The sequence below is a fragment of the Micromonospora sp. WMMD975 genome (genome assembly GCF_029581215.1).
Taxonomy (GTDB): Bacteria; Actinomycetota; Actinomycetes; order Mycobacteriales; family Micromonosporaceae; genus Micromonospora.
Genome location: NZ_CP120739.1, coordinates 291,394 through 316,699 on the forward strand (window position 1 = coordinate 291,394; position 25,306 = coordinate 316,699).

The 25,306-nt window shown below is 72.8% G+C and carries 27 protein-coding genes; 11 read left to right on the forward strand and 16 right to left on the reverse strand.

Annotated features, from left to right (window positions below):
* Positions 1-860 precede the first annotated feature (860 nt).
* From O7613_RS01365 to O7613_RS01380, 4 genes are all read right to left on the reverse strand, one after another.
* On the reverse strand, positions 861-1,430 hold the full coding sequence (locus O7613_RS01365; protein ID WP_282291582.1) for a TIGR03086 family metal-binding protein: 570 nt from the start codon (positions 1,428-1,430) through the stop codon (positions 861-863).
* Positions 1,417-1,899, reverse strand: coding sequence for an SRPBCC family protein (locus tag O7613_RS01370; RefSeq protein WP_282291584.1), 483 nt, complete (start codon positions 1,897-1,899; stop codon positions 1,417-1,419). The genes O7613_RS01365 and O7613_RS01370 overlap by 14 nt, the downstream gene beginning before the upstream one ends.
* On the reverse strand, positions 1,896-2,255 hold the full coding sequence (locus tag O7613_RS01375; RefSeq protein WP_281584601.1) for a metalloregulator ArsR/SmtB family transcription factor: 360 nt from the start codon (positions 2,253-2,255) through the stop codon (positions 1,896-1,898). Before O7613_RS01375 ends, O7613_RS01370 begins: the two co-directional genes overlap by 4 nt.
* A 96-nt stretch (positions 2,256-2,351) precedes the next feature.
* A complete protein-coding gene (locus tag O7613_RS01380) occupies positions 2,352-3,092 on the reverse strand; it encodes an SDR family oxidoreductase (RefSeq protein WP_282291587.1) in 741 nt (246 codons plus the stop codon).
* A 60-nt stretch (positions 3,093-3,152) separates the two neighbouring features.
* Between O7613_RS01380 and O7613_RS01385 the strand changes: the two genes are divergently transcribed.
* On the forward strand, positions 3,153-3,758 hold the full coding sequence (locus O7613_RS01385) for a TetR/AcrR family transcriptional regulator (protein WP_282291589.1): 606 nt from the start codon (positions 3,153-3,155) through the stop codon (positions 3,756-3,758).
* Here O7613_RS01385 and O7613_RS01390 read toward each other — a convergent pair.
* Positions 3,722-5,407 carry a cation:proton antiporter gene (locus O7613_RS01390; protein ID WP_282291591.1) on the reverse strand — a complete coding sequence of 562 codons (1,686 nt, stop codon included), beginning with the start codon at positions 5,405-5,407 and terminating at the stop codon, positions 3,722-3,724. The two genes, O7613_RS01385 and O7613_RS01390, sit on opposite strands and share 37 nt — an antisense overlap.
* A gap of 404 nt (positions 5,408-5,811) precedes the next feature.
* Between O7613_RS01390 and O7613_RS01395 the strand changes: the two genes are divergently transcribed.
* The 4 genes from O7613_RS01395 to O7613_RS01410 all read left to right on the forward strand — a co-directional run bounded on the left by O7613_RS01395 (position 5,812) and on the right by O7613_RS01410 (position 11,087).
* Positions 5,812-7,173, forward strand: a complete 1,362-nt coding sequence (locus O7613_RS01395; protein WP_282291593.1) for a ricin-type beta-trefoil lectin domain protein — start codon at positions 5,812-5,814, stop codon at positions 7,171-7,173.
* Between the two features lie 125 nt (positions 7,174-7,298).
* A complete protein-coding gene (locus O7613_RS01400) occupies positions 7,299-9,659 on the forward strand; it encodes a ricin-type beta-trefoil lectin domain protein (protein ID WP_281584596.1) in 2,361 nt (786 codons plus the stop codon).
* Between the two features lie 87 nt (positions 9,660-9,746).
* Positions 9,747-10,340: a hypothetical protein gene (locus O7613_RS01405; RefSeq protein ID WP_282291595.1), complete on the forward strand. Its 594-nt coding sequence runs from the start codon at positions 9,747-9,749 to the stop codon at positions 10,338-10,340.
* 9 nt (positions 10,341-10,349) lie between these two features.
* Entirely contained in the window at positions 10,350-11,087 is a 738-nt protein-coding gene (locus tag O7613_RS01410) for a Clp protease N-terminal domain-containing protein (RefSeq protein WP_282291596.1), read from the forward strand.
* Between the two features lie 53 nt (positions 11,088-11,140).
* On the opposite strand, the gene O7613_RS01415 is transcribed toward O7613_RS01410, so the two are convergent.
* The 4 genes from O7613_RS01415 to O7613_RS01430 all read right to left on the reverse strand — a co-directional run bounded on the left by O7613_RS01415 (position 11,141) and on the right by O7613_RS01430 (position 13,794).
* Entirely contained in the window at positions 11,141-11,659 is a 519-nt protein-coding gene (locus O7613_RS01415; RefSeq protein WP_282291598.1) for a hypothetical protein, read from the reverse strand.
* Positions 11,660-11,813: 154 nt separating this feature from the next.
* Positions 11,814-11,999 (reverse strand): DNA repair protein, encoded by a 186-nt coding sequence (locus O7613_RS01420; protein WP_281584591.1) that lies wholly within the window; start codon positions 11,997-11,999, stop codon positions 11,814-11,816.
* Between the two features lie 84 nt (positions 12,000-12,083).
* Positions 12,084-13,106, reverse strand: a complete 1,023-nt coding sequence (locus O7613_RS01425) for a HAMP domain-containing sensor histidine kinase (RefSeq protein ID WP_281584590.1) — start codon at positions 13,104-13,106, stop codon at positions 12,084-12,086.
* Positions 13,099-13,794 (reverse strand): response regulator transcription factor, encoded by a 696-nt coding sequence (locus tag O7613_RS01430; RefSeq protein ID WP_281584589.1) that lies wholly within the window; start codon positions 13,792-13,794, stop codon positions 13,099-13,101. The genes O7613_RS01425 and O7613_RS01430 overlap by 8 nt, the downstream gene beginning before the upstream one ends.
* Positions 13,795-13,912: 118 nt before the next feature.
* On the opposite strand from O7613_RS01430, the gene O7613_RS01435 reads away from it, so the two are divergent.
* The gene (locus O7613_RS01435) at positions 13,913-14,578 is read left to right on the forward strand and encodes a GNAT family N-acetyltransferase (protein WP_281584588.1); all 666 of its coding nucleotides are present in this window, start codon (positions 13,913-13,915) and stop codon (positions 14,576-14,578) included.
* 185 nt (positions 14,579-14,763) lie between these two features.
* On the opposite strand, the gene O7613_RS01440 is transcribed toward O7613_RS01435, so the two are convergent.
* Positions 14,764-16,218 carry a glycoside hydrolase family 3 N-terminal domain-containing protein gene (locus tag O7613_RS01440; protein ID WP_282291601.1) on the reverse strand — a complete coding sequence of 485 codons (1,455 nt, stop codon included), beginning with the start codon at positions 16,216-16,218 and terminating at the stop codon, positions 14,764-14,766.
* Positions 16,219-16,341: 123 nt separating this feature from the next.
* Between O7613_RS01440 and O7613_RS01445 the strand changes: the two genes are divergently transcribed.
* Positions 16,342-17,547, forward strand: a complete 1,206-nt coding sequence (locus O7613_RS01445) for an ROK family transcriptional regulator (RefSeq protein ID WP_281584586.1) — start codon at positions 16,342-16,344, stop codon at positions 17,545-17,547.
* A gap of 85 nt (positions 17,548-17,632) precedes the next feature.
* Here the strand turns inward: O7613_RS01445 and O7613_RS01450 are convergent, their stop codons facing one another.
* On the reverse strand, positions 17,633-18,643 hold the full coding sequence (locus O7613_RS01450) for an ABC transporter permease subunit (protein ID WP_281584585.1): 1,011 nt from the start codon (positions 18,641-18,643) through the stop codon (positions 17,633-17,635).
* On the reverse strand, positions 18,640-19,644 hold the full coding sequence (locus O7613_RS01455; RefSeq protein ID WP_282291603.1) for an ATP-binding cassette domain-containing protein: 1,005 nt from the start codon (positions 19,642-19,644) through the stop codon (positions 18,640-18,642). Before O7613_RS01455 ends, O7613_RS01450 begins: the two co-directional genes overlap by 4 nt.
* Positions 19,645-19,671: 27 nt before the next feature.
* On the opposite strand from O7613_RS01455, the gene O7613_RS01460 reads away from it, so the two are divergent.
* Positions 19,672-20,616, forward strand: coding sequence for an ABC transporter ATP-binding protein (locus O7613_RS01460; RefSeq protein WP_282291605.1), 945 nt, complete (start codon positions 19,672-19,674; stop codon positions 20,614-20,616).
* 7 nt (positions 20,617-20,623) lie between these two features.
* On the forward strand, positions 20,624-21,520 hold the full coding sequence (locus O7613_RS01465; RefSeq protein WP_282291607.1) for a ribokinase: 897 nt from the start codon (positions 20,624-20,626) through the stop codon (positions 21,518-21,520).
* Positions 21,521-21,619: 99 nt separating this feature from the next.
* On the opposite strand, the gene O7613_RS01470 is transcribed toward O7613_RS01465, so the two are convergent.
* Genes O7613_RS01470 through O7613_RS01480 form a run of 3 tightly spaced genes read right to left on the reverse strand, consistent with a single transcriptional unit; the run spans position 21,620 to position 23,286 of the window.
* Positions 21,620-22,378, reverse strand: a complete 759-nt coding sequence (locus O7613_RS01470; RefSeq protein WP_281584581.1) for a hypothetical protein — start codon at positions 22,376-22,378, stop codon at positions 21,620-21,622.
* Between the two features lie 57 nt (positions 22,379-22,435).
* A complete protein-coding gene (locus O7613_RS01475) occupies positions 22,436-22,807 on the reverse strand; it encodes a hypothetical protein (RefSeq protein ID WP_282291610.1) in 372 nt (123 codons plus the stop codon).
* Positions 22,804-23,286, reverse strand: coding sequence for a DUF6232 family protein (locus tag O7613_RS01480; protein WP_281584579.1), 483 nt, complete (start codon positions 23,284-23,286; stop codon positions 22,804-22,806). Before O7613_RS01480 ends, O7613_RS01475 begins: the two co-directional genes overlap by 4 nt.
* A 241-nt stretch (positions 23,287-23,527) precedes the next feature.
* On the opposite strand from O7613_RS01480, the gene O7613_RS01485 reads away from it, so the two are divergent.
* Positions 23,528-23,932: a nuclear transport factor 2 family protein gene (locus O7613_RS01485; RefSeq protein ID WP_281584578.1), complete on the forward strand. Its 405-nt coding sequence runs from the start codon at positions 23,528-23,530 to the stop codon at positions 23,930-23,932.
* Here O7613_RS01485 and O7613_RS01490 read toward each other — a convergent pair.
* Positions 23,878-24,396, reverse strand: a complete 519-nt coding sequence (locus O7613_RS01490; RefSeq protein ID WP_282291612.1) for a DUF6232 family protein — start codon at positions 24,394-24,396, stop codon at positions 23,878-23,880. The genes O7613_RS01485 and O7613_RS01490 overlap by 55 nt on opposite strands.
* Positions 24,397-24,492: 96 nt before the next feature.
* Between O7613_RS01490 and O7613_RS01495 the strand changes: the two genes are divergently transcribed.
* The gene (locus O7613_RS01495) at positions 24,493-25,266 is read left to right on the forward strand and encodes an enoyl-CoA hydratase-related protein (RefSeq protein WP_282291615.1); all 774 of its coding nucleotides are present in this window, start codon (positions 24,493-24,495) and stop codon (positions 25,264-25,266) included.
* Positions 25,267-25,306: the final 40 nt, after the last annotated feature.

A 25,306-nucleotide genomic window follows, 5' to 3' on the forward strand; every position in this document is an offset into this window, starting at 1 on the left:
CGTCTTTGTACGTCGGGTGGACCACCAGCACCCGACCGGCTTGGTCGCGGAGGATCACGCCGGCCGCCGCACGGACCCGCGTCACGCTGGCGATGTAGGAGATGTCAGGTTCGGTCTGCGTCTCGGCCACGCGATCGACCCTACGGGCTCGCCCTTGGCGCATAGCCCCTTATCGAAGGAAGACCGGTGGCGCCCGGTCCGTCGGCTGCCCGCCTCTGCCGGCAACCGCTACTTCGAGCACCGCACCTTCACCACCCCGCGAGACCCGCTACTGCCGCACCACCCGAGAGGCCCTCGTCCGCGTCACCGCGTACCACCTCCCGCGGGATGCCATCTAGGCGGCAGACGAATTGAACCGGGAGAAAACTTCGTGGCCTATCAACCGGGGCCTAACCACTTGCTTCGCGCAGCGCGGCTGGCGCTGCGGTCTCCGTCGGGGTCGGGGCGGCCGATGTCCTGGCAGGAGCTGGCCGACGCGGTCAACGCCTACGCCCACGCTCACACGGGATGCCGCAGCGCCGTGGACGCCCGCTACATCGGCAGGCTCGAACGTGGGGAGCATCGGTGGCCATTTGAGCCATGCCGCACGGCGTTGCAGGAGGTCCTGGGCAAGACGACCAACGCCGACCTGGGGTTCTTCATCATTCAGGGACACGCCCAAGACCCTGAAGTAAGTCCGGAGAAACCGAGACCAGAAGGTACCTGGACATCACCCGCTCCCGGCCCCAGCCCGGCGCGGAGTTCCCGGCCTACGCCCGCCGGCACCGCCTTTTGTGAGCGGCCGTCGGAGCACCCGACGGTCGGCGGTCCAGGCGTAGCACCCCTTCGTGATCGAGGAACTTGCGGGGGAGCGGAGAGGGTCAGGCGGTCCACTCCGGGTCGCGGCCGATGAAGCCCAGCATCCTGGTCTGCGGGTCGCTGTCGTCCTTCACCGGCACGCGCGGGCCATACTGCCCGGACGAGCGGATGATCTCCTCCATCGGCTCCATCCCCGCCAGCAGTTGCGCACAGAAGTCCTGGTCGAGGCGGTCGTCCTGACCGGTGGCGCGGGCCAGGTCCCAGGTGTGCATGAACACGTCGGTGGTGTAAAACTGGTCGATCGCACGGTCCAGCGGCAGTTCGCCGAGGTGCGGGTTCGACAGGCGGCGGTCGGCCGTGGCCGGGTCGTCGAGCAGGGACTGCACGGCGTCGGTGTGGGTCTGCCACGCGCCGACCGGATCGTCGTCGACCGACGGCCCGGCGGGGAGTTGGATGCCGGCGCCGGCGGCCAGGAACGGCGGCAGCCATTCGACCAGGTGGCGTACCACGTCGCGGGCGGTCCAGCCGGCGACCGGCGCGGGCGCGTCCCACGACCGGGTGCCCCGGACCCGGTCGGTGAAGCCGTGGCTGATCTGTCGGTGTCGCTCGGCGGGCCGGTCAGAGAGTGCCATCGGCGAGCATCCCGTCGATCTTGGCGTAGCCCTCGTCGACCCCGACCTCCATGCCGCTGGCGAGCCAGGCGTCGCGGGCCTCGAAGCTGTCCACCAGGGACTGCGCGCGCAGGAGTGTGCGCCCGTCGTCGAGGGGCTCGAACCACAGCGTCTCCAGCGCCACGCCGCCGGGTTGTCCGTCGAAGGTGAACGTCTGGACGATCCGGTCCGGGCGTACGTCGTGGAAGCAGCCGCGGAACGCGTACCGCTGCCCGTCGCGGACGGAGACGTAGCGCCAGGCGCCGCCGGAGCGGGCGTCCCACTCCTCGATGGTGGTGTCCATCCCGTCGGGGCCGACCCAGCGCGCGAACAGCAGTGGATCGGTGTGTGCGCGGAACAGCTGCTCCGGCGTGGCCGTGAACTCCCGGGACATCCGGATGATCGGCACCTTCGGGTCGGCCTCGATGGTGGTTCCGGCGATGGCGCTCATGCCGCGCTTCCCCTCTCGGTCTGGTCGGTCTGGTCCTGGTCCATCTCCGCCAGCACGGCGTCCAGCCGGCGGTAGCGCTCCTCCGCCTGGCGGCGGTAGCGCTCGATCCACTTGTCCATCAGGTCGAAGACCTCCGCTTCCAGCCGCACCGACCGGGGCTGCGGCCCCGCCGGTCGGCTCACCACCCCGGCCTCCTCCAGCACCCTGAGGTGCTTGTAGACCGCCTGGAGTGTCATCGGGTACGGCTCGGCGAGCTGGTTCGCTGTCGCGTCGCCCGCGGTGAGTCGTGCCACGATGTCGCGCCTGGTCGGGTCGGCAAGTGCCGCGAAGACCCGCGACAGCGTGTCCGCCTGCATCGGCGCCTCCCCAGTCTTGAAACCGTCTGGTTGAAACGAACCTACACCCGTTCACCCATCGTGTAAACCGATTGGTTGAAACAGCAGGCGATCGGGTTATCCCTGGCGGGTGGGCCGGATGGTCAGGTCGCCGATCTCGACGTCGTCCGGTTGGTCGATCGCGAAGGCGATCGCCCGGGCGACCGCCGTCGGGTCGATGCCGAGGTCGGCCATGTGTCGCCGGGCCTGCTCGCGCGCCACCGGGTCGGCCGCGGCGTTGTCGATCAGCTCGGTACGCACGTAACCGGGGGAGATCGACGTGGTGCGGAGGACGCCGTCGGTGCTCTCCTGCCGCAGCGCCTCGAGCAGGGTGCGGACCGCGTTCTTCGTCCCGGCGTACACCGCCTGGGTGGGTGTGATCTTGAGCCCGGAGGTCGACACGACGGTGACCAGGTGTCCGCTGCCCTGCCGGCGGAACGTCGGCAGGGCAGCGGCGATGCCGTGCAGGACGCCCCTGACGTTCACGTCGATCATCTCGGACCAGCCCGCGACGTCGAGGTCGGCCACCGGGCCGAGTCGGGCGATTCCGGCGTTGCCGACCAGGACGTCGAGACGGCCGTAACCCGCGACGGCGGTGTCGACGAGCGACGCGAGGTCGTCGGGTTCGGTGACGTCGACGCGGACCGCAGCGGCGGTGCCGCCGGCGGTGGTGATCTCGTCGACCAGGCGGTCCAGCCGCTCGGTGCGGCGGGCGCCCAGCACGACCGTCGCGCCGAGTGCGGCGAGGTGGCGGGCGGTCGCCTCGCCGATGCCGCTGCTGGCGCCGGTGATGGCGACGACCTTGCCGGGAATGGTCATGGCGTGCTCCTCGGTTAGGGTGGACACATGTCCGGTTACCCCGACAAGCCTAGCGGACACGTGTCCGCTTCCGCTCGGAGCGGCGTTCCGCGCCGGGCCGACGCGCAGCTCAACCGGGACCGCATCGTGACGGCGGCCCGGAAGTTGGTGCGCGAGCCCGGCGAGCTGAAGCTCAACGCGGTCGCCAAGGCGTGCGGCATCGGGCAGGGCACGCTGTACCGGCACTTCCCGACCCGTGAGGACCTGCTGGTCGAGGTCTACCGGCAGGAGGTCGACGAGCTGGTCGCCGCCGCCCCGCGGCTGCTGGCGCGACACCCGCCGCTCGACGCGCTCGCGGCCTGGTTCGACCGGGTGGCCGCCTACGCCCGGGTCAAGCGCGACGTGTTCGCCGCCGTGGAGGCGGCCACGTGGCGCGACCTGGCCGCGCACAGCCTCGGGCCGATCGGCGATGCGGTCGAGCTGCTGCTCGCCGCCGGCCGCGCGGCCGGGACCATCCGCGCCGACGCCGAGGCCCCCGACGTCATCGTGCTCATCAGCTGGCTGTCGCGCCTGGACGACGCCGAACTCGACGCCCGCGGGTCACGGCTGCTCGCCATCCTGGTCGACGGGCTCCGGGCACCCGGAACGGGTCAGCCGCGCCGCTTCGGGAGCAACAGCTCCTCGTGATCGAGTTCGCGTTCCAGCACGCGCAGCTCCTCGTCCGGCAGCCGGCCGGAGTCCCGCCAGCGCACCAACTCCTCGCGCTGGGCGTCGATCGTCGTCCGGCGGACCCGCAGCGCCGTCTCGTACTCGGGGGACGTGGGCATCTCGGCCGATCCACTCTGCTGGAGCAGGTCGAGCCGGCCGCGGTAGCGCGCCAGTCGGGCCAGCAGCTGGGTACGGATGGTGTTGACCGCTACCACGCTGTCCGGCTCGTCGGCGGCCACCTCGTCGAGGCGGGCCAGGGCGGCCTCGACCGCCGCCGAGCGGGCCTCGTTGCGTACCCGGGCCTGGTCGGCGGCGTTGGCGCGCAGGCCGAGCATCCGCACGAGCGGCGCGAACGTCATGCCCTGCCCGACAAGCGTCACGAGCACCACCATGAAGGTGCAGAACAGCAGGAGGTCACGGTCGGGGAAGGGCGAGCCGTCGTCGGTGGTGAGGGGCAGCGTGAAGATCGCGGCCAGGCTGATGACGCCGCGCGTGCCCGACCAGCTCAGCGCCACCACCTCGCGGGAGGTCAGCCGCCGGTCGTTGCGGTCGGCGCGGGCGACCTGCCGGGCGCTTCCGGGCTCGCCGGTGTCGCCGGTGTCGTCCTGCTCGGACACGCCACCCAGCCGGGTGTGCAGCGACCGGGGGAGCGACTGGGTCAGCACCAGCCAGGTGGGACGCAGGAGCAGCACCACGCCGACCGACACCGCGACGGCGGTGAGGATCGTCGACGTGTCGTAGTGGCGCAGGCCCCGAACGACCTCGGGTAGCTGCTGACCGATCAGCAGGAAGACGAAGCCTTCGAGGAGGAAGTCGACGAGCCGCCACACCGCGTTGGTCTGGAGCCGGGCGGCCCCGGACCCGAACTGGGGTGTCTGGTGGCCGACGATCAGCCCGGCGACCACCACGGCGAGCACTCCGGAGACGCCCAGTTCCTCGCCCAGCAGATAGGCCACGAACGGTGTCGCGAGCGAGATCGCGTTCGACAGCAGCGGATCGGCGGTGAGCGGTCGCGCCAGCCGCTTCGCCCAGGCGACGGCCGCCCCGACCGCGACCCCACCGGCCGCGGCCAGCACGAACTGCCCGACGGCGGCGTGGAAGGAGAACTGCCCGCCCACGGCGGCGGCCACCGCGACGCTGAGCATCGTCAGGGCGGTGGCGTCGTTCAGCAGCCCCTCGCCCTGGATGATCGTCACCATCTTCGGCGGCAGGTTGACCCGGCGACCCACGGCCAGGGCGGCCACCGGGTCGGGCGGGGCGACGGCGGCGCCGACCGCGACCCCGGCGGCCAGCGTCGCCCCGGCGACGAACAGGTGGAACCCGACGCCGACGACCAGGCCGGTGAGGAGCACCAGCACCACGGAGAGGCTGACCACGATGCGGAGGTTCCGGCGGATGTCCAGCAGCGAGGAGTCGAGCGCGGCGCTGTAGAGCAACGGCGGCAGCACGACCATGAGCACGAGGTCGGGATCGAGGCCGATGTTGGGGCCGGGGAGCAGCGCGTACGCGATGCCGATGAGTGGCAGGAGCGCCGCCGCCGGCAGGCCGGTCCGGCCCGCCACCCACCGGACGGCGACGATCACCGCGACGGCGGCGAGCACGAACAACAATGTCGAGTGGGTGCTCACCTGGTGGCTTCCCCTTGGAGCGGCGCGGGCTGCGGCAGGACGAGCCTACCTGCGTGATCACCTGGACCGCTCGGCGGCGGTCGGGGTGCGACGGAGGCGGGTCGCAACCTGCCGGACATGGCATTGACATATTTCACTGCCCGTCCTAGGGTTCGGCCGAATCGGTTCGACGTCGCGCTGCGGGCGTTCCAGCGGGGCAGCGGTCGGTTCGGATCGTGCCGCGGAGGCGGTCCTCGCCGACGCCACCGGGGCCCGGCTGGTCCTGCCCGGGCAGGCGGGCCAGCGGCGGAGTCCGGGCAACTGAGTCGACCGTGCCGGGTCCGGCGTACGCACCCAGGAGTGGTGCGTGTCGCAGCTCCCCGTACCCGAGCCGGTCCTTTCCCCGATGGCGAAGGAGCCGCAACATGGCAATACGCAGATCCATCTTCGGGCCCGTCGCGGCCGTCGCGATCCTGGTCGCGGCGGTGGCCGGAGCGACAGTGGCCGGCGGGGCGGGCGGGACCGCGTCGGCCGCGACTGTCGACGCGGCCGCGGCGACCGCCGGGTGTGGCAAGGCGCCCACGCTGACGAGCGGCCAACGGTCGATCCAGAGCAGCGGGCAGAACCGCAGCTTCATCCTCCGGATCCCCGACAACTACGACCGGAACCACGCCTACCGGCTGATCTTCGGATTCCACTGGAACGGCGGCACCGCGAACGACGTCGACTCCGGCGGCGCGGACCGGGAGGCATGGTCCTACTACGGGCTGCGGCAGCAGGCGAACAACAGCACGATCTTCGTCGCGCCCCAGGGCAACGGCAACGGCTGGGCCAACCCCGGCGGTCAGGACACCACCTTCGTCGACGACATGATCAGGCTGATCGAGGCGGACCTGTGCGTCGACACGACGCAGCGGTTCGCGCTCGGCTTCAGCTACGGCGGCGGCATGAGCTACGCCCTGGCCTGCGCCCGGGCGAATGTCTTCCGCGCCGTCGCGGTCTACTCCGGCGGGCAGCTCAGCGGGTGCTCCGGCGGTACGCAACCGATCGCCTACATGGGGATCCACGGCATCGGGGACCCGGTGCTCAACATCTCCGCCGGCCGGTCCCTGCGGGACACGTTCGTGCGCGCCAACGGGTGCGCCGCGCAGAACCCGCCCGAGCCGAGGGCCGGCAGTCTGACCCACGTCACCACGACGTACTCCGGTTGCCGTTCCGGCTATCCGGTGGTCTGGGCCGCGTTCGACGGTGGTCACACCCCGGGCCCGGTCGACGGCGGCGGCGACAGCGGCGTCCGGACCTGGACCAAGACCGAGGTGTGGCGGTTCTTCACCCAGTTCGACGGCAGTGGGCCGACGCCGACCGCCAGCCCGACCGCCGGCCCGACCACCCCGCCGCCGGGCGGCACCTCGGCCGTTCGCAACGTTTCCGCCGGCCGGTGCCTGGACGTCAACGGTGCCTCGCAGACCAACGGCGCCGCGGCGATCATCTGGGACTGCCACGGCCAGAGCAACCAGAGCTGGACCGCGACCTCGGCGCAGGAGTTGCGGGTCTTCGGCGGCAAGTGTCTCGACGTCAGCGGCGCCGCCACCGCCAACGGCAGCCCGGTGATCATCTGGGACTGCAACGGGCAGTCCAACCAGAAGTGGCGGCTCAACGCCGACGGCACGATCACCGGGGTCGGTTCGGGACGGTGCCTGGACGTGGCCGGCAACGGTACGGCCAATGGCACGCGAACCCAGATCCAGGACTGCACCGGCGCGGCCAGCCAGCGGTGGGTCCGTTGACGGGCATGTTGTGTGAACGTTAACATGTGATGTCTTAGATATCGATGTAAATCGATTGACTGTGATCGGGAGGCGGATCGATGTTCGGTACAGTAAGTCGTCCACGACGGTCGTGGCGGGCGGTGATGTCGGCTGTGGCAGCATCGGTCCTGGCAGCGAGTGCCGTACTGACCGCGTCCGCCTCCCCGGCCCAGGCGGCGACCGCCATCACCATCAACGGCGGATCCGGCGGACGCGCGTTCGACGGGGTCGGCGCGGTGAGCGGCGGAGGCGGAAACAGCAGACTTCTCATCGACTACCCGGAGCCGCAGCGCAGCGACATCCTCGACTACCTGTTCAAGCCGGGCTACGGCGCGGCGATGCAACTGCTCAAGGCGGAGATCGGTGGCGACACCAACTCCACCTCCGGCGCGGAACCCAGCCACGAGCACACCCGGGGCAGCGTGAACTGCAACCGGGGCTACGAGTGGTGGCTGATGGAGCAGGCCCGGGCACGCAACCCCAACATCGCGCTGGCCGGCCTGGCCTGGGGCGCCCCGGGCTGGATCGGCAACGGCAACTTCTGGTCCACCGACTCGATCAACTACCTGGTGGGCTGGCTGGACTGCGCGGCGACGCACGGGCTGACCATCAACTACCTGGGCGGGTGGAACGAGAAGGGCTACAACACCACCTGGTACAAGAACCTGCGGTCCACGCTCAACTCACGCGGCTACGGCAACGTGAAGATCGTCGCCTCGGACGACTGGGGGTGGGGCGCCGCCGACGACTCCCTGCGTGACCCGGCGTTCGCTGCCGCGGTGCAGGTCTTCGGCAGCCACTACGTCTGCGGCTATCGAGGCGCCCAGAGCAGCTGCCCCAGTTCCGCCAACGCGATCTCGACCGGCAAGCCGTTGTGGGCCAGCGAGAACGGCTCCGACGACTACAACGCCGGCGCGCCGGCCCTCGCCCGGGGCATCAACCGCGGCTACATCGACGGCAAGATGACCGGCTACATCAACTGGCCGGCGATCGCCGCCATCACCCCCAACATCCCCTGGGCGACCACCGGGGTGGCGGTGGCCCAGCAGCCGTGGTCCGGCAACTACTCGATCGGCAAGAGCACCTGGGTGATGGCGCACACCACCCAGTTCACCGCGGCCGGCTGGCGCTACCTCGACTCGTCGAGCGGTTACATCGGCGGCAACCGCAACAACGGCAGCTACGTGTCGCTGAAGTCGACCAACAACAGCGACTACAGCACCATCATCGAGACGCAGGACGCCGGCTCGGCCCAGCAGCTCGACTTCACCGTCACCGGCGGGCTGTCCACCGGCACCGTGCGCGTCTGGGCGACGAACGTCAGGTCGAACAACAGCGCCGACCACTTCGTCCGGGGCAGCGACATCACGCCGAACGGCGGTCGCTTCTCGCTCACCGTCCAACCCGGCTACGTCTACAGCATCACCACCACCACCGGGCAGGGTAAGGGCACGGCGGTCAGCCCGGCCCAGGGCAACCTGAAGCTGCCGTACAGCGACGACTTCGACAGCTACGCCACCGGCCGCGAGGCCAAGTACCTGATGGACCAGCAGGGTTCGTTCGAGATCGCCGGGTGCGGTGGCGGCCGGACCGGGCAGTGCGTCCGCCAGATGTCCGACCAGGCGCCGATCTACTGGACCTCCGGCAAGGCCGAGCCGTTCACCCTGCTCGGTGACCTGACCTGGCGCAACTACACCGTCTCCTCGGACGTGCTGCTGGAGAAGTCCGGCTACGTCCAGTTGATCGGGCGCGGCAACACCTACAACCACCAGGGGCCGCAGAACCTGAACGGCTACTACTTCCGGGTCACCGACGGTGGCGCCTGGTCCATCCGGAGCAACAACACCAGCGGCAACTGGCGCACGCTCGCCAGCGGCAACACGTCGGCGCTCGGCACCGGACGCTGGCACAACCTCTCGTTGAAGGTCAACGGCAGCACCCTCACCGCGGCCGTCGACGGCACCACCGTCGGCACGGTGTCGGACGCCACCTGGGTCGCCGGCCAGATCGGGTACGGCACCGGGCAGGGTGTCACCGCCCAGTTCGACAACCTCTCGATCACGCCGGGCGACGGCTCCAGCAGCCCGACCGGAGAGGTGCGCAGCGCGAGCGCCAACCGCTGCCTCGACGTCAACGGCGTCAGCCAGGCCGACGGCGCGGTCGTGCAGATCTGGGACTGCAACGGCGGACCCAACCAGCAGTGGACGGCCGGCACGAACAACCAGCTCACCGTCTACGGCAACAAGTGCCTCGACGTGCCGGGCACCGCGTCCGGCAGCCGCGCGCGGATCATGAGCTGCAACGGCGGCAGCAACCAGCAGTGGCGGCTCAACGCCGACGGCACCATCGTCGGCGTCGGCTCGGGGCTCTGCCTGGACGTCAACGGCGCGGCCACCGCCAACGGCACCGCGGTCCAGCTCTGGACCTGCAACGGCGGCAGCAACCAGCAGTGGGTACGCGGCTGACCCGCCGCGCGTCGTAGCCCGTACCGTCGCCAGCCCGGCCGCCCGCATCGGCGGCCGGGCTGGCGCGTCCTTCCTACGATGATGGCCATGGATGTGGCGATCGTGACCAACGCGGTCGTGGCCGCAGTCTCGGTGATCACCGTCGGTGTGTCGGCGTTCTTCGCGCTCCGGCAGTTGCGGCTGTCGCAGGGCGCGAACCACACCCTGGTCGCGATCGAGTTGCTCACCCGCGACCGGATGAGTGACGCGTTCCTGGACAGCCAGCAGTATCTGCTCACCGAGCTGAGGACCGCCTGTCCTCCCGGTATGCCGGTGAGTGAGCTGCCCGCCGACGCCCGCAAGCACGTGAACCGGATCGCGCTCTACTACAACGGGTTGGGCCAGATGCTCGCCTTCCAGGTGGTCGAGCCGGCCCTGCTGCTCGGCACGGGCGGATTCCGCGCGCGGGAGGCGTGGGCCGTGCTGGAGCCGTACATCCTCGCCGAGCGCGCGGCGCGCGGTGAGTCGTACCTGTCCAACTTCGAGCATCTCGCGGTGCTGGCGACCGAGACGCCGTGGCCGGTGGCGGTGCGCAAGCTGGGCCTACGTCGGTTCGACCGCTACCCGGCCGACGTGGGTCTACCGCCGGAGCCCGGGCCCGGTCGTCAACCTGGGGTTGACGAAGAGGAGTCGTCAACCTAAGGTTGACGCATGACTGAGATTGAGCCGCTCAAGATGAGCCAACCGGTGCGCCTCGACGAGTTGATCGAGGGCATCAAGAAGGGGCGCACGGACGCGCTCGACCAGCTCGCCGACGCGGTCCTCGTCGCGGACCACCTGGGCGACATCGCCGACCACCTGATCGGCCACTTCGTCGACCAGGCCCGTCGCTCCGGCGCCTCGTGGACGGAGATCGGCCGCAGCATGGGGGTCAGCAAGCAGGCCGCCCAGAAACGCTCCGCCGCCAAGGCGGAGACCGCCGCCGCGCTCGACCCGAACGCCGGGTTCGGCCGGTTCACCACGCGCGCCCGCAACGTCGTGGTCGCCTCGCAGGAGGAGGCGCGGGCGGCCGGCAACGCCGAGATCACCCCCGGGCACGTCGCGCTGGGGCTGCTCGCCGAGCCGGACGGGCTGGCGGCGGCGTTGATCGTGGCCAAGGGCGTACCCCTGGAAATGCTGCGGGAGGCCGTCACCGCGACGTTGCCGGCGAAGGCCGAGGCGGTCCCGGAGCTGATCCCCTACGACGCGCGGGCCAAGAAGGTCCTGGAGCTGACGTTCCGGGAGGCGCTGCGGATGGGCCACAACTACATCGGTACGGAGCACATCCTGCTCGCCCTGCTGGAGGAGGAGGGCGGCGACGGCGTGCTCGGCGGGCTCGGCCTGACGAAGGAGGCGCTGGAGTCCGCGGTGGAGGGCGCGCTGGCCGAGCTGAACCGCAAGCGGGCCTGAAAAACGGGGCCGGGCACACGTCACGGGGGCGCGTGCCCGGCATGCGGGCGTCGTCAGCCGGCGGTCGGGAAGCCGTAGCGGGCGGCGTGCTCCGGGTCGGCCGGGTCGACCTGCCGGATGCCGGCGTCGGCCAAGCGCTTGTTGACCTCGTCGAGGCGGTCCCGGACCAGTCGGGCCTCCTCCTCGGTGACCCGGCCCCGGTGCGGTCGGCCGGCGTGCTCGACCGTGCCGTAGTCGATCTTCTCGGCGGCGCGGCGGGCCTTCGGCGGCTTGACCCGCTCGGCGGTACGCAGCAGCTGCGCCATCGGCACGTCGGTGGCCATCGCGTCGAACTCGCTCGCGGTCAGCACCACCCGGCGCGGCTCACCGAAGCCGTGCCGATCGTGGATCTCCACCACGGCGACGTCCAGCGCCGCGTCGTCGATGCTCTCCACCTCGACCGGGGTGGCGTCCAGCTGCACGGGCCCGGCGACCAGGTCCGGGTGCTCCAGCACGACGACCCGGACCACCTCGTCGTCGGGGGACAGCGCCTGGCCGGTGAAGTCGGAGACGTGGATCGTCTTCTTGCCCATGCGCGGAGCTTCTCCTGTCGTAGGCCGGAATCGGACCACAAGACGCTACCGCACACCTGTGCGAAGGCCCCGTACGCCCGCCACCGGCGTGTGTCGCCCTCCGCGTGTCGTCAGAGGCATTGGAGGCGCCTGTCATGGCGAAACGATATCTGTGTCATCCGGTGGTGAGGCCGCGCCAGGCGGACGTCTCGGCGGGCTGCGCGTTCAGTTCGGCCCAGGAGAGTCGTCGATGGCGGGCCTCGCGGTACTGCGCCTGGACCGGGAAGCGGCCGGCGGAGGCGGCGGCCGGCCAGCTCCGCTCCGGGTCCTGCTGGAATCGGTCATTCGGCTTCTGAGGCATGACCACTACCGTCCCAGAGAAACTTGTCCATGTATGGAAATGAATATGACGGAGGATCGATGTGTTCGGTTCCCCGGTGGTGGGTCAGATCGCGGCGATCGGCAGGCGGACCACGAACCGGCATCCGTCGCTGACGTTCCGCACCTCTACCCGCCCGCCGTGCGCTTCAACCAGCCCGCGCACGATCGCCAGCCCGAGCCCGCCCGAGCCACCCGGCTCGACCGCCGCCGGCGTGCGGGCCGGCTCGCCCCGGAACGCCACGTCGAAGACCCGCGGCAGGTCGTCCTCCGGGATGCCACCGCAGGTGTCCGCCACGGCCAGCCAGGCGGTGTCCACCTCCCGCCCGGCGTCCACCCGCACCGTCCCGTCCACGGGCGTGTACCGGATCGCGTTGAGCAGCAGGTTGCCCACCACCCGGGCCAGTTCCCGCTCGCTGGCGAGCACCGACGGCCAGCCCGCCTCGGGCGCGACCAGCCGGATCCGGCGGGCGGCGGCCAGCGGCGCCGCGCCGGCCAGCGCGTCCGAGACCACGTCGCCGAGCGCCACCGTGGACAGCGTCAGCCGCAGCGCGCCGGCGTTGATCCGGGACAGCTCGAACAGGTCGTCGACGAGCCTCGTCATCCGGTCGGTCTCCACCCGGATCCGGCGGTGGTACTCGGCCACCGTCACCGGGTGGTGGACCACCCCGTCCTCAAGCGCCTCGGCCATCGCCCGCAGCCCGGCGAGCGGGGTGCGCAGGTCGTGCGAGACCCAGGCGACCAGGTCCCGGCGGCCCTTCTCGATCTGCCGCTCCCGGGCACGCGCCTGGTCGGCCCAGACGGCGGCGGCGGCCAGCCGGCGGCCGAACGACCAGCCCACCGCCAGGGTCACCACGGCCGCGGCGGAGACCGTGATCAGCACCACCTGGAGGTCGTGCGGGGAGAGGAACATCGCCTGGGCGACGCCCGCCACCCCGGCGGCCACCGCGGCGACGGTCATCACCAGCAGCACCGAGATGTGCACGGTGATCGACCGGCCGCGCAGCAGCCGCAGCGCCACCGCGCCGGCCATCCCGACCGCGAGCGCGGCGGCCAGCGCCACGCCGAAGATCAGCAGGAGGTCACGCATCGGCCGGCTCGTACCGGTAGCCGACGCCCCAGACGGTGACGATGCGGCGGGGCCGGGCCGGATCGGTCTCGATCTTCTCCCGCAGCCGGCGCACGTGCACGGTCACCGTCGACTGGTCGCCGAAGCTCCAGCCCCAGACCCGTTCCAGCAACTCGGCCCGGCGCAGCGCCCGCGCCGGATGCCGCATCAGGTGCGCCAGCAGGTCGAACTCGCGCAACGTCAGGGTCAGCTCACGGCCGTGCAGGCGAGCCACCCGGGGGCCGGTCTCCACCTCCAGGCCGCCGTCGACGAGCAGCTCCGGCGCGGCGCCGGCCGGCTCGCCGCCGGCCCGGCGCAGCACCGAGCGGACCCGCAGCACCAGCTCCCGCGGGGAGAACGGCTTGCTCAGGTAGTCGTCCGCGCCCAGTTGCAGGCCGAGGACCCGGTCGGCCTCGTCGCCGCGCGCGGTGAGCATCACGATGGGTACGCCGTCCGGCCGCTCCCGCAGCCGCCGACACACCTCCAACCCGTCGAGCACGGGCAGCATCAGGTCCAGCACCACCAGGTGCGGCGGGTGGCGGGCCACGCTGGCCAGGGCGGCGGCCCCGTCGCCGACGTGCTCGACCTCGTAGCCGGCGTGCTCCAGGTAGCGGCAGACCACGTCGGCGACCGTCCGGTCGTCGTCGACCACCAGCACCCGCTGCGCCACACCGCACCTCCCACCCGTGCCGGGAGGCCAGCGTAGCCACGGGCGGGACGGCGATCCATTGCCAGGTTCTTACGGCCGGGAGCGGTCCGGGCCGGTCGGATCGGCGTACGATGATCATGTGCTCGACCGGCGGCTCTCCCTGCACCTGGCGACCCGGTTGGGGCAGTGGCCGGCGGGTCCGGGGTTGCACGTGGTCCGGTCCTACCGCCGCGCCCGCCCGGCCTGGGACGGTCGGCCGCGCCCGGCGGTCGGCGTGACCGCGGGTGACAGCACCGTCCTCTCGGTGCCCCCGCAGCGTGTCGAGGCGGTCCGGGCGCTGGTCCGCGGGCGGCCCCTCGGGGAGTGGCTGCCCGCGCTGCCGGCGACGGTCGGCACGCCGGAACTCACCTGGCACTGCGGTGTCTTCCGCTGGTGCACCCGCCCGGCCCCGCTTCCGGACGTGGGGGAGTGGCTGCCGCCGACGGTGCCCGGCGCCCCGCCCTGGCTGCACCTGTTCGACGCCGACGTGCTCGTGGTCCGGGACGCCGACGGCGCCTACCTCGCCGGTGTGGGGATCAAGCGGCACGACGCGTACGGGCACGAGTTGGCGGTGGGCACGGTCCCGGCGGCGCGGGGACGAGGACTGGCCCGGCGGCTTGTCGCGCAGGCGGCCCGGCGGGTGCTGGACGAGGGGCGGATCCCCACCTACGTGCACAACGCCGGCAACCACGCCTCCGCCCGGGTGGCCGAGGCGGCCGGATTCCCGGACCGGGGCTGGACCTCGTTCGGCGTCTCCCCGCACTGACCGGCGGCGCGGGCGCGGACCGTGGATCCCGGGCCGGATCCACGGTCCGCTGCCTGCTCCCTCCAGGCCCCAACGCTGGTAACGCTAAGTGCATGACCGAAGGCTGTGCAAGGGGGATGGGGCTGTCGTTTTCTAGACTGACCTGCGGATACTTCGAATGGTGCAGTCGTGACGCAGCGTACGGATCAGTCGGTGAGGCCGAGCACCTGCGCCGCCGCGCGACCGTTGGCGTGGCTGGCGCCGAAGGTGGCGACGAAGGCCCGCGCCCCGGCCGGCCGCCACCCGCCCGGCCAACCCATCTCCACCACCGTCACCGGATGCACGGCGGCCAGCGCCTCGACCAGCTCACGCGCCCCGGGCAGCCGGTGCAGGTGCCGCCCGACAAGCACCACCGGTCGCGCCCCGGCGAGCCGGCGCACCTGCGCCGGATCGGTCTCGCCGGCCACCACGCGGGCCTGCTCGACCCCGGGCGCCAGGTGCGGGCCCAACCCCCACGGCACCCGCCCCTCGGCGACCGTCGACGGGGCGTGCACCTGCACCACGAGCGGGATGCCCGGCCCGGAAAGGTCGCCCTCGACGCGGACCGCCCGCAGCGCGGCGGCGTAGCCGAGGCCGTCGACCACCGGAGCCGGTACGCCGGTCGGTCCGGTCCACGCGGCAAACGTGGCGCTCCGGCCGGCGGCCTCCTCCACCCGGGCGCGATCGAGCCGGCCGGCACCGATCGCGGCGACGATCTCGGCGGCGACCAACTCCACCAGGTCGGCGTCGACCCGGGCGCCGATGCAGAGCAGGTCGGCGCCGGCGGCCAACGCGCGTACCGCCGCCGGGCCCACCCCGCCGGCGGCCAGCGCCGCGCCCTGCATCTCCAGCGCGTCGGTGACCACCGCGCCGGTGAAGCCGAACTCGACGCGCAGCAGGTCGTGCAGGACCGCGCGGCTGAACGTGGCCGGACCGTCGCCGGTCAACGCCGGCACCCGGATGTGCGCGGTCATCACCGCCCGGACGCCGGCGTCGACCACCGCGGCGAACGGCGGCAGGTCCCGCTGCCGCAGCACGGCCGGCGACACGTCGACGGTGGGCAGCTCGTGGTGCGAGTCGGCGACCGTGGCGCCGTGCCCGGGGAAGTGCTTGGCGCAGGCGGCCACGCCCGTCGACTGGAGGCCGGTGACCGCGGCGGCCGAGTGGACCGCCACCCGCCCCGGGTCCGCGCCGAACGAGCGGGTGCCGATCACCGGGTTCTCGTCGGCGGTGTTCACGTCGACGGTGGGCGCCAGGTCGAGGGTGACGCCGAGCGCCGCCAGCTCCGCGCCGATCGCCGCGTACACCGCCCGGGTGAGGTCCGGGTCGTCGACCGCGCCGAGCGCGGCGTTGCCCGGGTACGGGCTGCCGGTGGCATGCGCCAGCCGGGTGACGTCCCCGCCCTCCTCGTCGATCGCCACGATCACGTCCGGGCGGCCGGCCCGCAGCGCCGCCGTGGACGCCGCCAGCTGGGCCGGATCGTGGACGTTCGTGCCGAACAGGGTGTGCCCGGCGAGCCCGTCGCCGAGCAGGTCGACCGCCCAGCCCGGCGGGACCGGACCGGGGTACGCGGCAAGCAACGTGCCGAGCGCCAGCCGGCGCAGTCCTGGATCCAGCCCCACTTGTGCCCCTTTCCCTGCCGGATCGTCCGACCTCGGTCGAACCTCGGTGGCCGATACGCTAACGGGCACCCTTCGGCAGGCGTTTCCTGGTGCGGAACCTTACGGAAAATTGAGGACGTTGGCATGAGTGCGACCCGGCTGCCCGGCACCCCCCGACTGTTGCGGGCGCTCAACGACCGCGCGGCGCTGGAGTTGCTGCTCGAGCGCGGGCCGCTGACCCGGGCCCGGATCGGCGAGCTGACCGGGCTGTCCAAGGTCACCGCGTCCCAGCTCGTCGAGCGGCTGGAGGAGCGGGGTCTGGTCGCCCGGGTCGGCGAGCAGGCCGGCGGGCGGGGCCCGAACGCCCAGCTCTACGCGGTGCGTCCGGGCAGCGCGTACGTCGTCGGGGTGGACGTCGGCGCGGAGCGGGTGGTGGCCGCCTGCGCGGACATCACCGGCGTGGTCGCCGGGCGGGTGGAGCAGTCCACGAAGGACACCGACGACCCGGTCGGCGTGGTGCACAACGCCGTCGTGCAGGCGGCCAGCAGCGCCGGCGCGGAGCTGTCCGCGGTCCGGCGCGTCGTGCTCGGCACCCCCGGCCTGGTCGACCCGCAGACCGGCGACATCACGTTCGCGTTCAACCTGCCACGCTGGCACAGCGGCCTGCTCGCCGCGCTCCGCGAGGACCTGGCCACCCCGGTGCTGTTCGAGAACGACGTGAACCTGGCCGCGGTGGCCGAGGCGCAGTCGGGCGCGGCCCAGGGCACCGCCGACTTCGTGCTGGTCTGGGTGGACGCCGGCGTCGGCCTGGCGATCATGCTGGGCGGCCGGTTGCACCACGGCAGCAGCGGCGCGGCCGGCGAGATCGGCTACCTGCCGGTGCCCGGCGTGCCCATCCCGCGCGACGTGTCCCGGCGCGCCAAACCGGCGTTCCAGCAGCTCGCCGGCGCCGACGCGGTGCGCGCGGTGGCCGCCGAGCACGGCTTCGCCACGGCCGACGCGGCCGAGCAGGGCGTCGCGGCGGCCCGGGCCGCCGAGGCCGTGCGGGCCGCCATCGCCGCCGGCGCCGACGGCGGGCCGGTGCTCGACGAGTTGGCCCGCCGGCTGGCCCTCGGCGTGGCCAGCACCTGCGTGGTGCTCGACCCGCCGCTCGTGGTGCTCGCCGGCGCGGTCGGTCGGGCGGGCGGGGCCGCGCTGGCCGAGCGGGTGCAGCGCGAGGTCGCCGCGATCACGCTGGTCCGGCCCCGGGTGGTGACCACGGGCCTGACCGAGGAGCCGATCCTGCGCGGCGCGTTGCGTACCGCGCTCGACGCGGTCCGCGACGAGGTGTTCGGCTCGACGGTCGGCTGACCGCCGCCGCTCCGGCGGTGCCGACGCCCCGCCGCTCCGGCGGTGCCGACGCCCGCCGCTCCGGCGGTGGCGCGGGTCGGCGCGCTCAGATCAGGTCGCGGCGGCGGAACACCGCGAACGCGGCGGCCACCAGCGCGGCCGTCAGACCGAGCAGGACCACCAGACCCGACGGCCAGCCGAGCGTGTACGAGCCGTCGCAGAAGCCGGAGATCCCGGGGCGGCACGCGTTGCCGTCCCAGAACCGCGCCTCACCGGCGAGCCACGCGCCCAGATAGCTGGAGAGCATGAACCGGTCCGGGCGGCCGACCTGGAGGATCTGGAACACCAGTCGCGCGCCCAGCTCCCACACCACCACGTACGCCGCGACCGTGCCGAGCGCCGCCGAGGTGTGCCGACCCAGCGTGGCCATGGCGAACCCGAGCGCCGCGGCCAGCAGCACCAGCACCATGCCGCGCGCCCAGACCGCGCCGAGCGACGCCCAGAACTCGCCGCCCATCCGGCCGGTCAGCCCGGACGCCTGGCCGATCAGCCAGAACGCCCCGAGGTAGGCCACCGACGCCAGCACGGACAGCCCCAGCACGCCGCCCAGCAGCGTGCCGAGCTTCGTGGCGAGCACGGTCCGGCGGCGTGGCCGCCACAGCAGCAGGTTGACCACCCCGCCCGAGTTCAGGTCCGCCCCGATGTAGGACGCGCCGACCAGGAAGCCGAACAGCGCCAGGAACGCGATCAGGAAGTAGAGCAGCGGCTCGGCCTCCTTGCTGAAGACGAAGACGCCGCTGAGATAGTCGGACGCGGTCGGCAACCGGTCGGACTGGGCCGGGTCGATCTGGGCGCAGTCCCGCGGCAGGTAGTCGTTCTCGTCCGGGGCGACCGTGCCCGCCTTGATCCGCAGGCAGCGGTCGAACGTCATCTCCAGCCGGCGCACCTCCTCGGCGGCCTGCGCGTTGGCCCGGCCCAGCTCCACCGGCGTCGGCCGGTGCGACCCGCCGAGCGTGGTCACCACCGTCACCGCGAACGCGGCGGCCAGCAACACCACCATGAGCTGCACGAAGCGCCGGGCGACGAGCCGCTCCAACTCGGCACGGACCAGGTTCACGCGTCCACCTCCCGGCTGTCCCGGGCGTCCAGGTCGATCACACCGTCGTACGCCGGGGCGCCGTCCACCTGCCGCGGCACCGCCACGTGCTCGTGGTCGCCGGTCAGCTCCAGGAAGACGCTCTCCAGATCGGGCCGCAGCGGCACCAGCTCGCGCACCCACAGCCCCTGCTCACCAAGCGTGCGGCTGATCACCTCGGGGTCGACCACGCCGGTCACCACCAGGTGGTCGGGGTTGCCGGTCACCGACAGCCCGGCCCGGCCCAGCAGCTCCGCGGCCTGGTCGAGGTCGGCCACCCGCACCTGCCACTGGTGCTCGTCGAAGCCGGCCAGCACCTCGTGCACCGGCCCGTACGCCACCCGCCGCCCGCGGCTGACGATCGTCACGTGGTCACAGATGAGCTGGATCTCGGCGAGGATGTGGCTGGACAGCAGCACGGTCACCCCGGCCTCGGCGAGCGAGCGGGTCAGGTCGCGCATCTCCCGGATGCCGGCCGGGTCCAGCCCGTTCGCCGGCTCGTCCAGGATCAGCAGCTCCGGGCGCTTGAGCAGGGCCGAGGCGACCGCCAGGCGCTGCTTCATGCCCAGCGAGTAGCCCTTCACCCGCTCCCCGCCCCGGTCCCGCAGGCCGACCCGCTCCAGCACCTCGTCCACCCGGCTGGTGGGCACGCCGCCGGCCAGGGCCAGCAACCGCAGCGTCCGGTGCCCGGTGAAGTTGCCGAAGAACTGCGGGCTCTCCACGATCGCGCCGACCCGCCCGGCCACCTCGGGCAGCTGCTCGGGCGACCGGACGCCCAGCACGTGCATCCAGCCGTGGTCCGGCCGGACCAGCCCGAGCAGGGCACGCAACGTGGTCGTCTTGCCGGAGCCGTTCGGCCCCAGGAACCCGTGCACCTGGCCGGCCTCGACAAGCATGTGGAAGTCGTCGACGGCGACCCGCCGACCGTGGCGCAGGGTCTGGAACGTCTTGCGAAGACCGGCGATCTCGATGACCGCGCTCATCCGCCTTGCTCCCGGCAGGGGTCGGGCATGAGTCGTCCTTCCTCCGGCGGTGACCAACGACACGGCGCCCCACCCTATGGCGGCGCCGCCGCCCGTGGGGGGCGACGGGCCGGTGCGTGGTTGGATGGGGCGGTGACTGGTGACCTGATCCCCGGCGCCGCCGGGGCCCCCGCCCCCTCGACCGTGGACGCGGATCTGGTGGTCAGCCTGGACGGGGTCGGCGTCAGGCGCTCCGGCACCGCGCTGGTGCGCGACGTCGACTGGCGGGTCGAACTGGACGAACGGTGGGTGCTGCTCGGCCCGAACGGCGCCGGCAAGAGCACCCTGCTCAACCTGGCCGCCGGCCGGCTGTACCCGAGCGACGGCGTCGCGCACGTGCTCGGCGAGCGCATCGGCCGCACCGACGTCAACGAGCTGCGTACCCGGATCGGGCTCTCCACCGCCACCCTCGCCGCGCGGATCCCCGCCGACGAGCGCGTCGTCGACGTGGTGGTGACCGCCGCCTGGGCGGTGGTCGGCCGCTTCCGCGAGAGCTACGACCGCACCGACGAGGTGCGTGCCGCCGCGCTGCTGAGCCAGTTCGGGGTCGGCCACCTCGCCGATCGGGCGTACGGCACGCTTTCCGAGGGCGAGCGCAAGCGGGTGCAGATCGCCCGCGCCCTGATGACCGACCCGGAGCTGCTGCTCCTCGACGAACCCGCCGCCGGGCTCGACCTGGGCGGTCGGGAGGACCTGGTCGCCCGGCTCGCCGAGCTGGCGTACGACCCGGACGCGCCGGCCATCGTGCTCGTCACCCACCACGTCGAGGAGATCCCGCCGGGCTTCACCCACGCGCTGCTGCTGCGCGAGGGCGGGGTGGTGGCGCAGGGCCTGCTCGCCGACGTGCTCACCGCCGACAACCTGTCGAAGACGTTCGGCCTGCCGCTCGTCGTCTCGCGGGCCGGCGAACGCTGGACCGCGCGGGCGGGCTGACCGCGTCATGCCGCAGACCCGGATCGCCGTGGTCGGCAGCGCCAACATGGACCTGGTCGGCACCGCCGCCGCGCTGCCCCGGCCGGGCGAGACGGTGCTCGGCAGCGACTTCGTCATGCTGCCCGGCGGCAAGGGCGCCAACCAGGCGGTCGCCGCGGTACGCGCCGGCGCGTCCTGCGTCTTCCTCGGCGCGATCGGCTCGGACTCGTTCGGTGTCACCCTCCGCGCCCGGATCACCGCGGCCGGCGTCGACACCGAGCACCTTCGGGTGGCGTACGGCCCGTCCGGCGTCGCCCTGGTCATGGTGGGCGGCGCGGGGGAGAACGCGATCCTGGTCACCCCCGGCGCGAACGAGGCGTTCCTCGGGCTCACCGAGGACGAGCTGGCCGCCGTACGCGAGGCGGACGTGCTCGTCGCGCAGCTGGAGGTGCCGGTCGAGACGGTGACCGAGGCGGCGCTGGCGGCCCGGTCCGCCGGCACCCGGGTGGTGCTCAACGCGGCGCCGGCCCGGCCGCTGCCGGACGGGCTGCTCGCCGCGACCGATCTGCTGGTGGTCAACGAGCCGGAGGCGCAGGCGCTCACCGGTCGTGGCCGGGACGAACCGGCGGCGCTGCTCGACCTGGTGCCCCGCGCGGTGCTCACGCTCGGCGGCGACGGCGCCTGGTACGTCGACCGCGACCGGGCGGCACAGCACGTGCCGGCGGTGCCGGTGGACGTGGTCGACTCCACCGCGGCCGGGGATGCCTTCACCGCCGCGCTCGCCGTGGCCTGGGGCGAGGGCCGGGACCTGGCCGAGGCGGTGCGCTGGGCGGCGGCGGCCGGGGCGGCCTGCGTCCGCAAGCTCGGCGCGTCCGTGGCGCTCCCACACCGCACCGAGATCGACGCGCTGTTCGGCAGGCGTTGAGCGCGCTGTTCGCCCGGGTGTTAGGCGGGGGCCCCGCTTAACGCCGCTGGTTAAGCGGGGGCCCCGCCTCTACCGAATGCGTTAAGCGGGGCCCCCGCCTTAACCCTCGGCGCGTTCGCCGCGGCGGCGCAGCATGCCGAGGCCGGGGATGCCCGCCACCGCGAGCTTGAGATCACGTGTGACGTCCAGCAGGTCGTGCAGGTCCGGGCCCACCCGGTCCAGGGTGGCCAGGATCGGCAGCACGTCCGAGGTCAGGTGCTCCTTCAACTTCGGCAACTCGTCGACGAGGCGGATCGCCGCGGTCACCTCCTCCGGGCTGAGCTGCTCGACGAAGCGGGCCGCCATCGGCGCGGCCCGGCGCAGCGTCGCCTCGTACGCCGCCAGCAGCTCGCTCGCGGTGCCGGCCGCCGCGTCGGCGGTGGCCACCGTGCCCGCGGCCCGGGTCGCCACCGTGTCCGCCTCGGCCACCACGCCGGCCGCGGCCCGCGCCACCCGATCGGCCTCGCCGACCACCGTGGCCGCGGCTGCGGAGACCCGCTCCGCCTCGCCCACCACGACCGCCGCCGCGGCGGCCACCTCGGTCGCGGTGTCGATCGCGGTGGTGGCGGCGGCGCTGATCACGCCCACCTCGCGCACCGCGGTCTCCGCGTCGGTGAGCACCCGGTCGGTGCGGTCGAGCGTGCCCTCGATCCGGTCGACCACCCCGTCGATCCGCCGGACCAGCGCCTCCACCTCGTCGAGCACGGCGAAGGCGCGGGCGGGCACGGCGGCGAACGCGGCGGCCGAACCGAGGGCCTGGTCCAGCGCGGAACGGGTGAGGCCGACGACGGCGCCGGGCCGGGGAAGTGGGATCGCCATGCCGACAAGTGTGCGTCGCGCCGGCCACCCGTGCCCGGCGGCGCGGCCCGGCCAGGGTCAGCGCGCGGGCCGGGCCACCCGCAGCGCCCACCAGATCAGCGGCGCCTGCATCGGCACCCGCCCGTAGGCGATCGCCCGTTTCACCGGTCGACGCCGACGCCAGTCCCAGGCCATCTGCGCGTTGGCCGGCAGCACCGCGACGAACAACGCCGCCGCGGCCAGGCCGCCACGTCGTCGGGTCGCCGGGTGCGCCACCGCCGCCGCCACGGCCAGCTCGGCGACGCCGGAGGCGTACGTCCAGAAGCGGGCTGGCCCGGGCAGGGCGCGCGGCACGATCGGGTCGTAGAAGCCGGGACGGATGACGTGGGTGACGCCCGCGGTGGCGAGTAGCCCGGCGAGCGCGACGGCCTCGCCTCGGCGGAAGGTCATCGACGGTCCCCCTGCTGTTCGACGGCGCGTTGCACGGCCCGGTAGATCTGCCCGAACCGTAGCGCGTCGGGCGTGCGGACCAGCATCGTCTCCCGCCCGTGTACCTGCACCCACAGCTCGTGCACCCGGTTGCCGCGCTCGTAGGACCGGTCCAGCCACCCGAGCGGCACCTCCAGGAACGGGGTGAGCGCCAGCCCGACCACCACGAACGCGGCCAGGATGATCAGGGCCAGCTTCCAGTTGCCCCGGTCCTGCGCCGCCCAGGCCAGCGAGAGCACGCAGACGAGCGCCACAAGCGGCGGCAGCGACAGCAGCAGGACCAGCACGCCCCGGCCCAGCACCCGGCCCCGGACCGCCGCCGTGGTCCGTCCCCGGGCGTGCCAGACGTACGTGACGTCGGCGAGCGGGACGACCTGTCCGCCGGCGTGGATGGACTGCGAGGTGACCTGTACCGCGTCGTCCCGGTAATAGAGGGTCATGAATCAGCCTAACCACCCGCGCGCCACCCGTGCCGCTGCGTGTTCCACCTGATCGACTCCATTCCGGCGAAGTGGCGGCATCGAAGCGCGTTCGTTCACGCCACCTCGGCGAAGTGGAGTGGATCAAGAGGATCGGTAGGGGCGGTGAGTCGCTCGTGGCATCAGCTCGACAGGGAGCGCGCGGGCATCTCCGACCGGTGGCCCGCGACTGACGGAAGCGCGAATCGCTAGCGTGAGGGGTATGACCGATCAGGAGGCGCGCAACGTCGAGGTGGTCCGGCGCTACCTGCGTACCTTCGTCACGAAGGATCTCACCGAATTGGCCGAGGTGGTCGACGAGGACGTGGAGATCTACGGCTCCGGCACGGCGGTACGCGGCCGTCGCTACCCCGAGGCCGCCGTCTCCTCGCCCGGCCTGACCGTGCTCGACCAGGAGATCGTGGAGATCTTCGCGGCCGAGGACCGGGTGGTGGTCTCGCTGGCGCAGACCTACCGACGGGACGCGACCGGGGCGACCACGGTGCAGAGCGCCTGCAAGATGTACCGGCTGGCCGGCGGCCGGATCGTGCAGTTCTGGGGCGAGCAGGACACCTACGGCCTGCTGCGCGGGCTCGGTCTGCTGCCGGACGAGCCGATCACGTTTTGAGCGGGAGCGGCGGGCACGCGCTCCATGGCCCGCTGCACCGCCCGGTAGATCTGGCCGAAGCGCAGCGCGTCGCGGGTGTGTAGCAGCCGCACCTGACGGCCCTGCCAGGTCGCCCACATCTCCAACTCCCGGCTGCCCCGCACGTACGAGCGGTCCAGGTGTTCGAAGAGCACGTCGGCGAGGGGCCCGACGGCGAGGCCGACCAGCACGGAGGCGCCGACGACGGCGATGGTGACGGTGAGCGAGCGGTGCAGCCAGACGGCGAGCGCGACGCCCAGCACGGCGGCCACCAGCGGCCCGGCCAGCGCGGCACCGATCGCGCCCCGGCCGGCGAGCACCCGCCAGGAGCGGTCACCCCGCCGGTGCCACACCGTGGTCAGCTCGGCCAGCGGGTAGCTGCGGTCGTCGACCCGCAGCGCGGTGGAGGTGACCCGGACCGACCGGTCGTCGTAGTAAGTGATCATGCGTACTCCCCGGGTCGGCTCTCCCACCGCAATATCTACCCCAACGACGCGGGTCGTAAGGTTGGCACGCGACTTCGACGAGGAAGTGAGGGCACCGTGGGCGAGTTCGTCAGGCTGGAAGTGAAGGACGGCGTCGGCACGATCCGGCTGGATCGGCCGCCGATGAACGCGCTCAACACCCAGGTGCAGGAGGAGTTGCGCGCCGCCGCGACGGCGGCCACCGCCGACGCCGGGGTCCGCGCGGTCATCGTGTACGGCGGCGAGAAGGTCTTCGCGGCCGGTGCGGACATCAAGGAGATGGCCGACATGTCCTACGTGGACATGGCGGAGCGGGCCGCCGACCTGTCCGGCGCGCTGGGCGCGATCGCCCGGATTCCCAAGCCGGTCGTCGCCGCGATCACCGGGTACGCGCTCGGCGGCGGGTGCGAGCTGGCGCTCGCCTGCGACTGGCGGATCGTGGCCACCGACGCCAAGCTCGGCCAGCCGGAGATCAAGCTGGGCATCATTCCGGGCGCCGGCGGCACCCAGCGGCTGGCCCGGCTGGTCGGCCCGGCCCGCGCCAAGGACCTGGTGATGACCGGGCGGATGGTCGACGCCGAGGAGGCGTTGCGGATCGGCCTGGCCGACCGGGTGGTCCCGGCCGCGGAGGTCTACGACGCCGCGCTGGCGTACGTGAAGCCGTTCCTGACCGGGCCGGTGCAGGCGCTGCGGGCGGCGAAGGCGGCGGTCGACGGTGGTCTGGACATGGACCTCACCTCCGGCCTGGCCTGGGAGAGCCAGCTCTTCGCGGCGCTGTTCGCCACCGACGACCGGCGGGAGGGCATGGCCGCGTTCGTGGCGAAGCGCAAGCCCGGCTTCACCGGCCGCTGACGCGAGGGCTGTTCACATCTGGCCTACCGGCCAGTAGCGT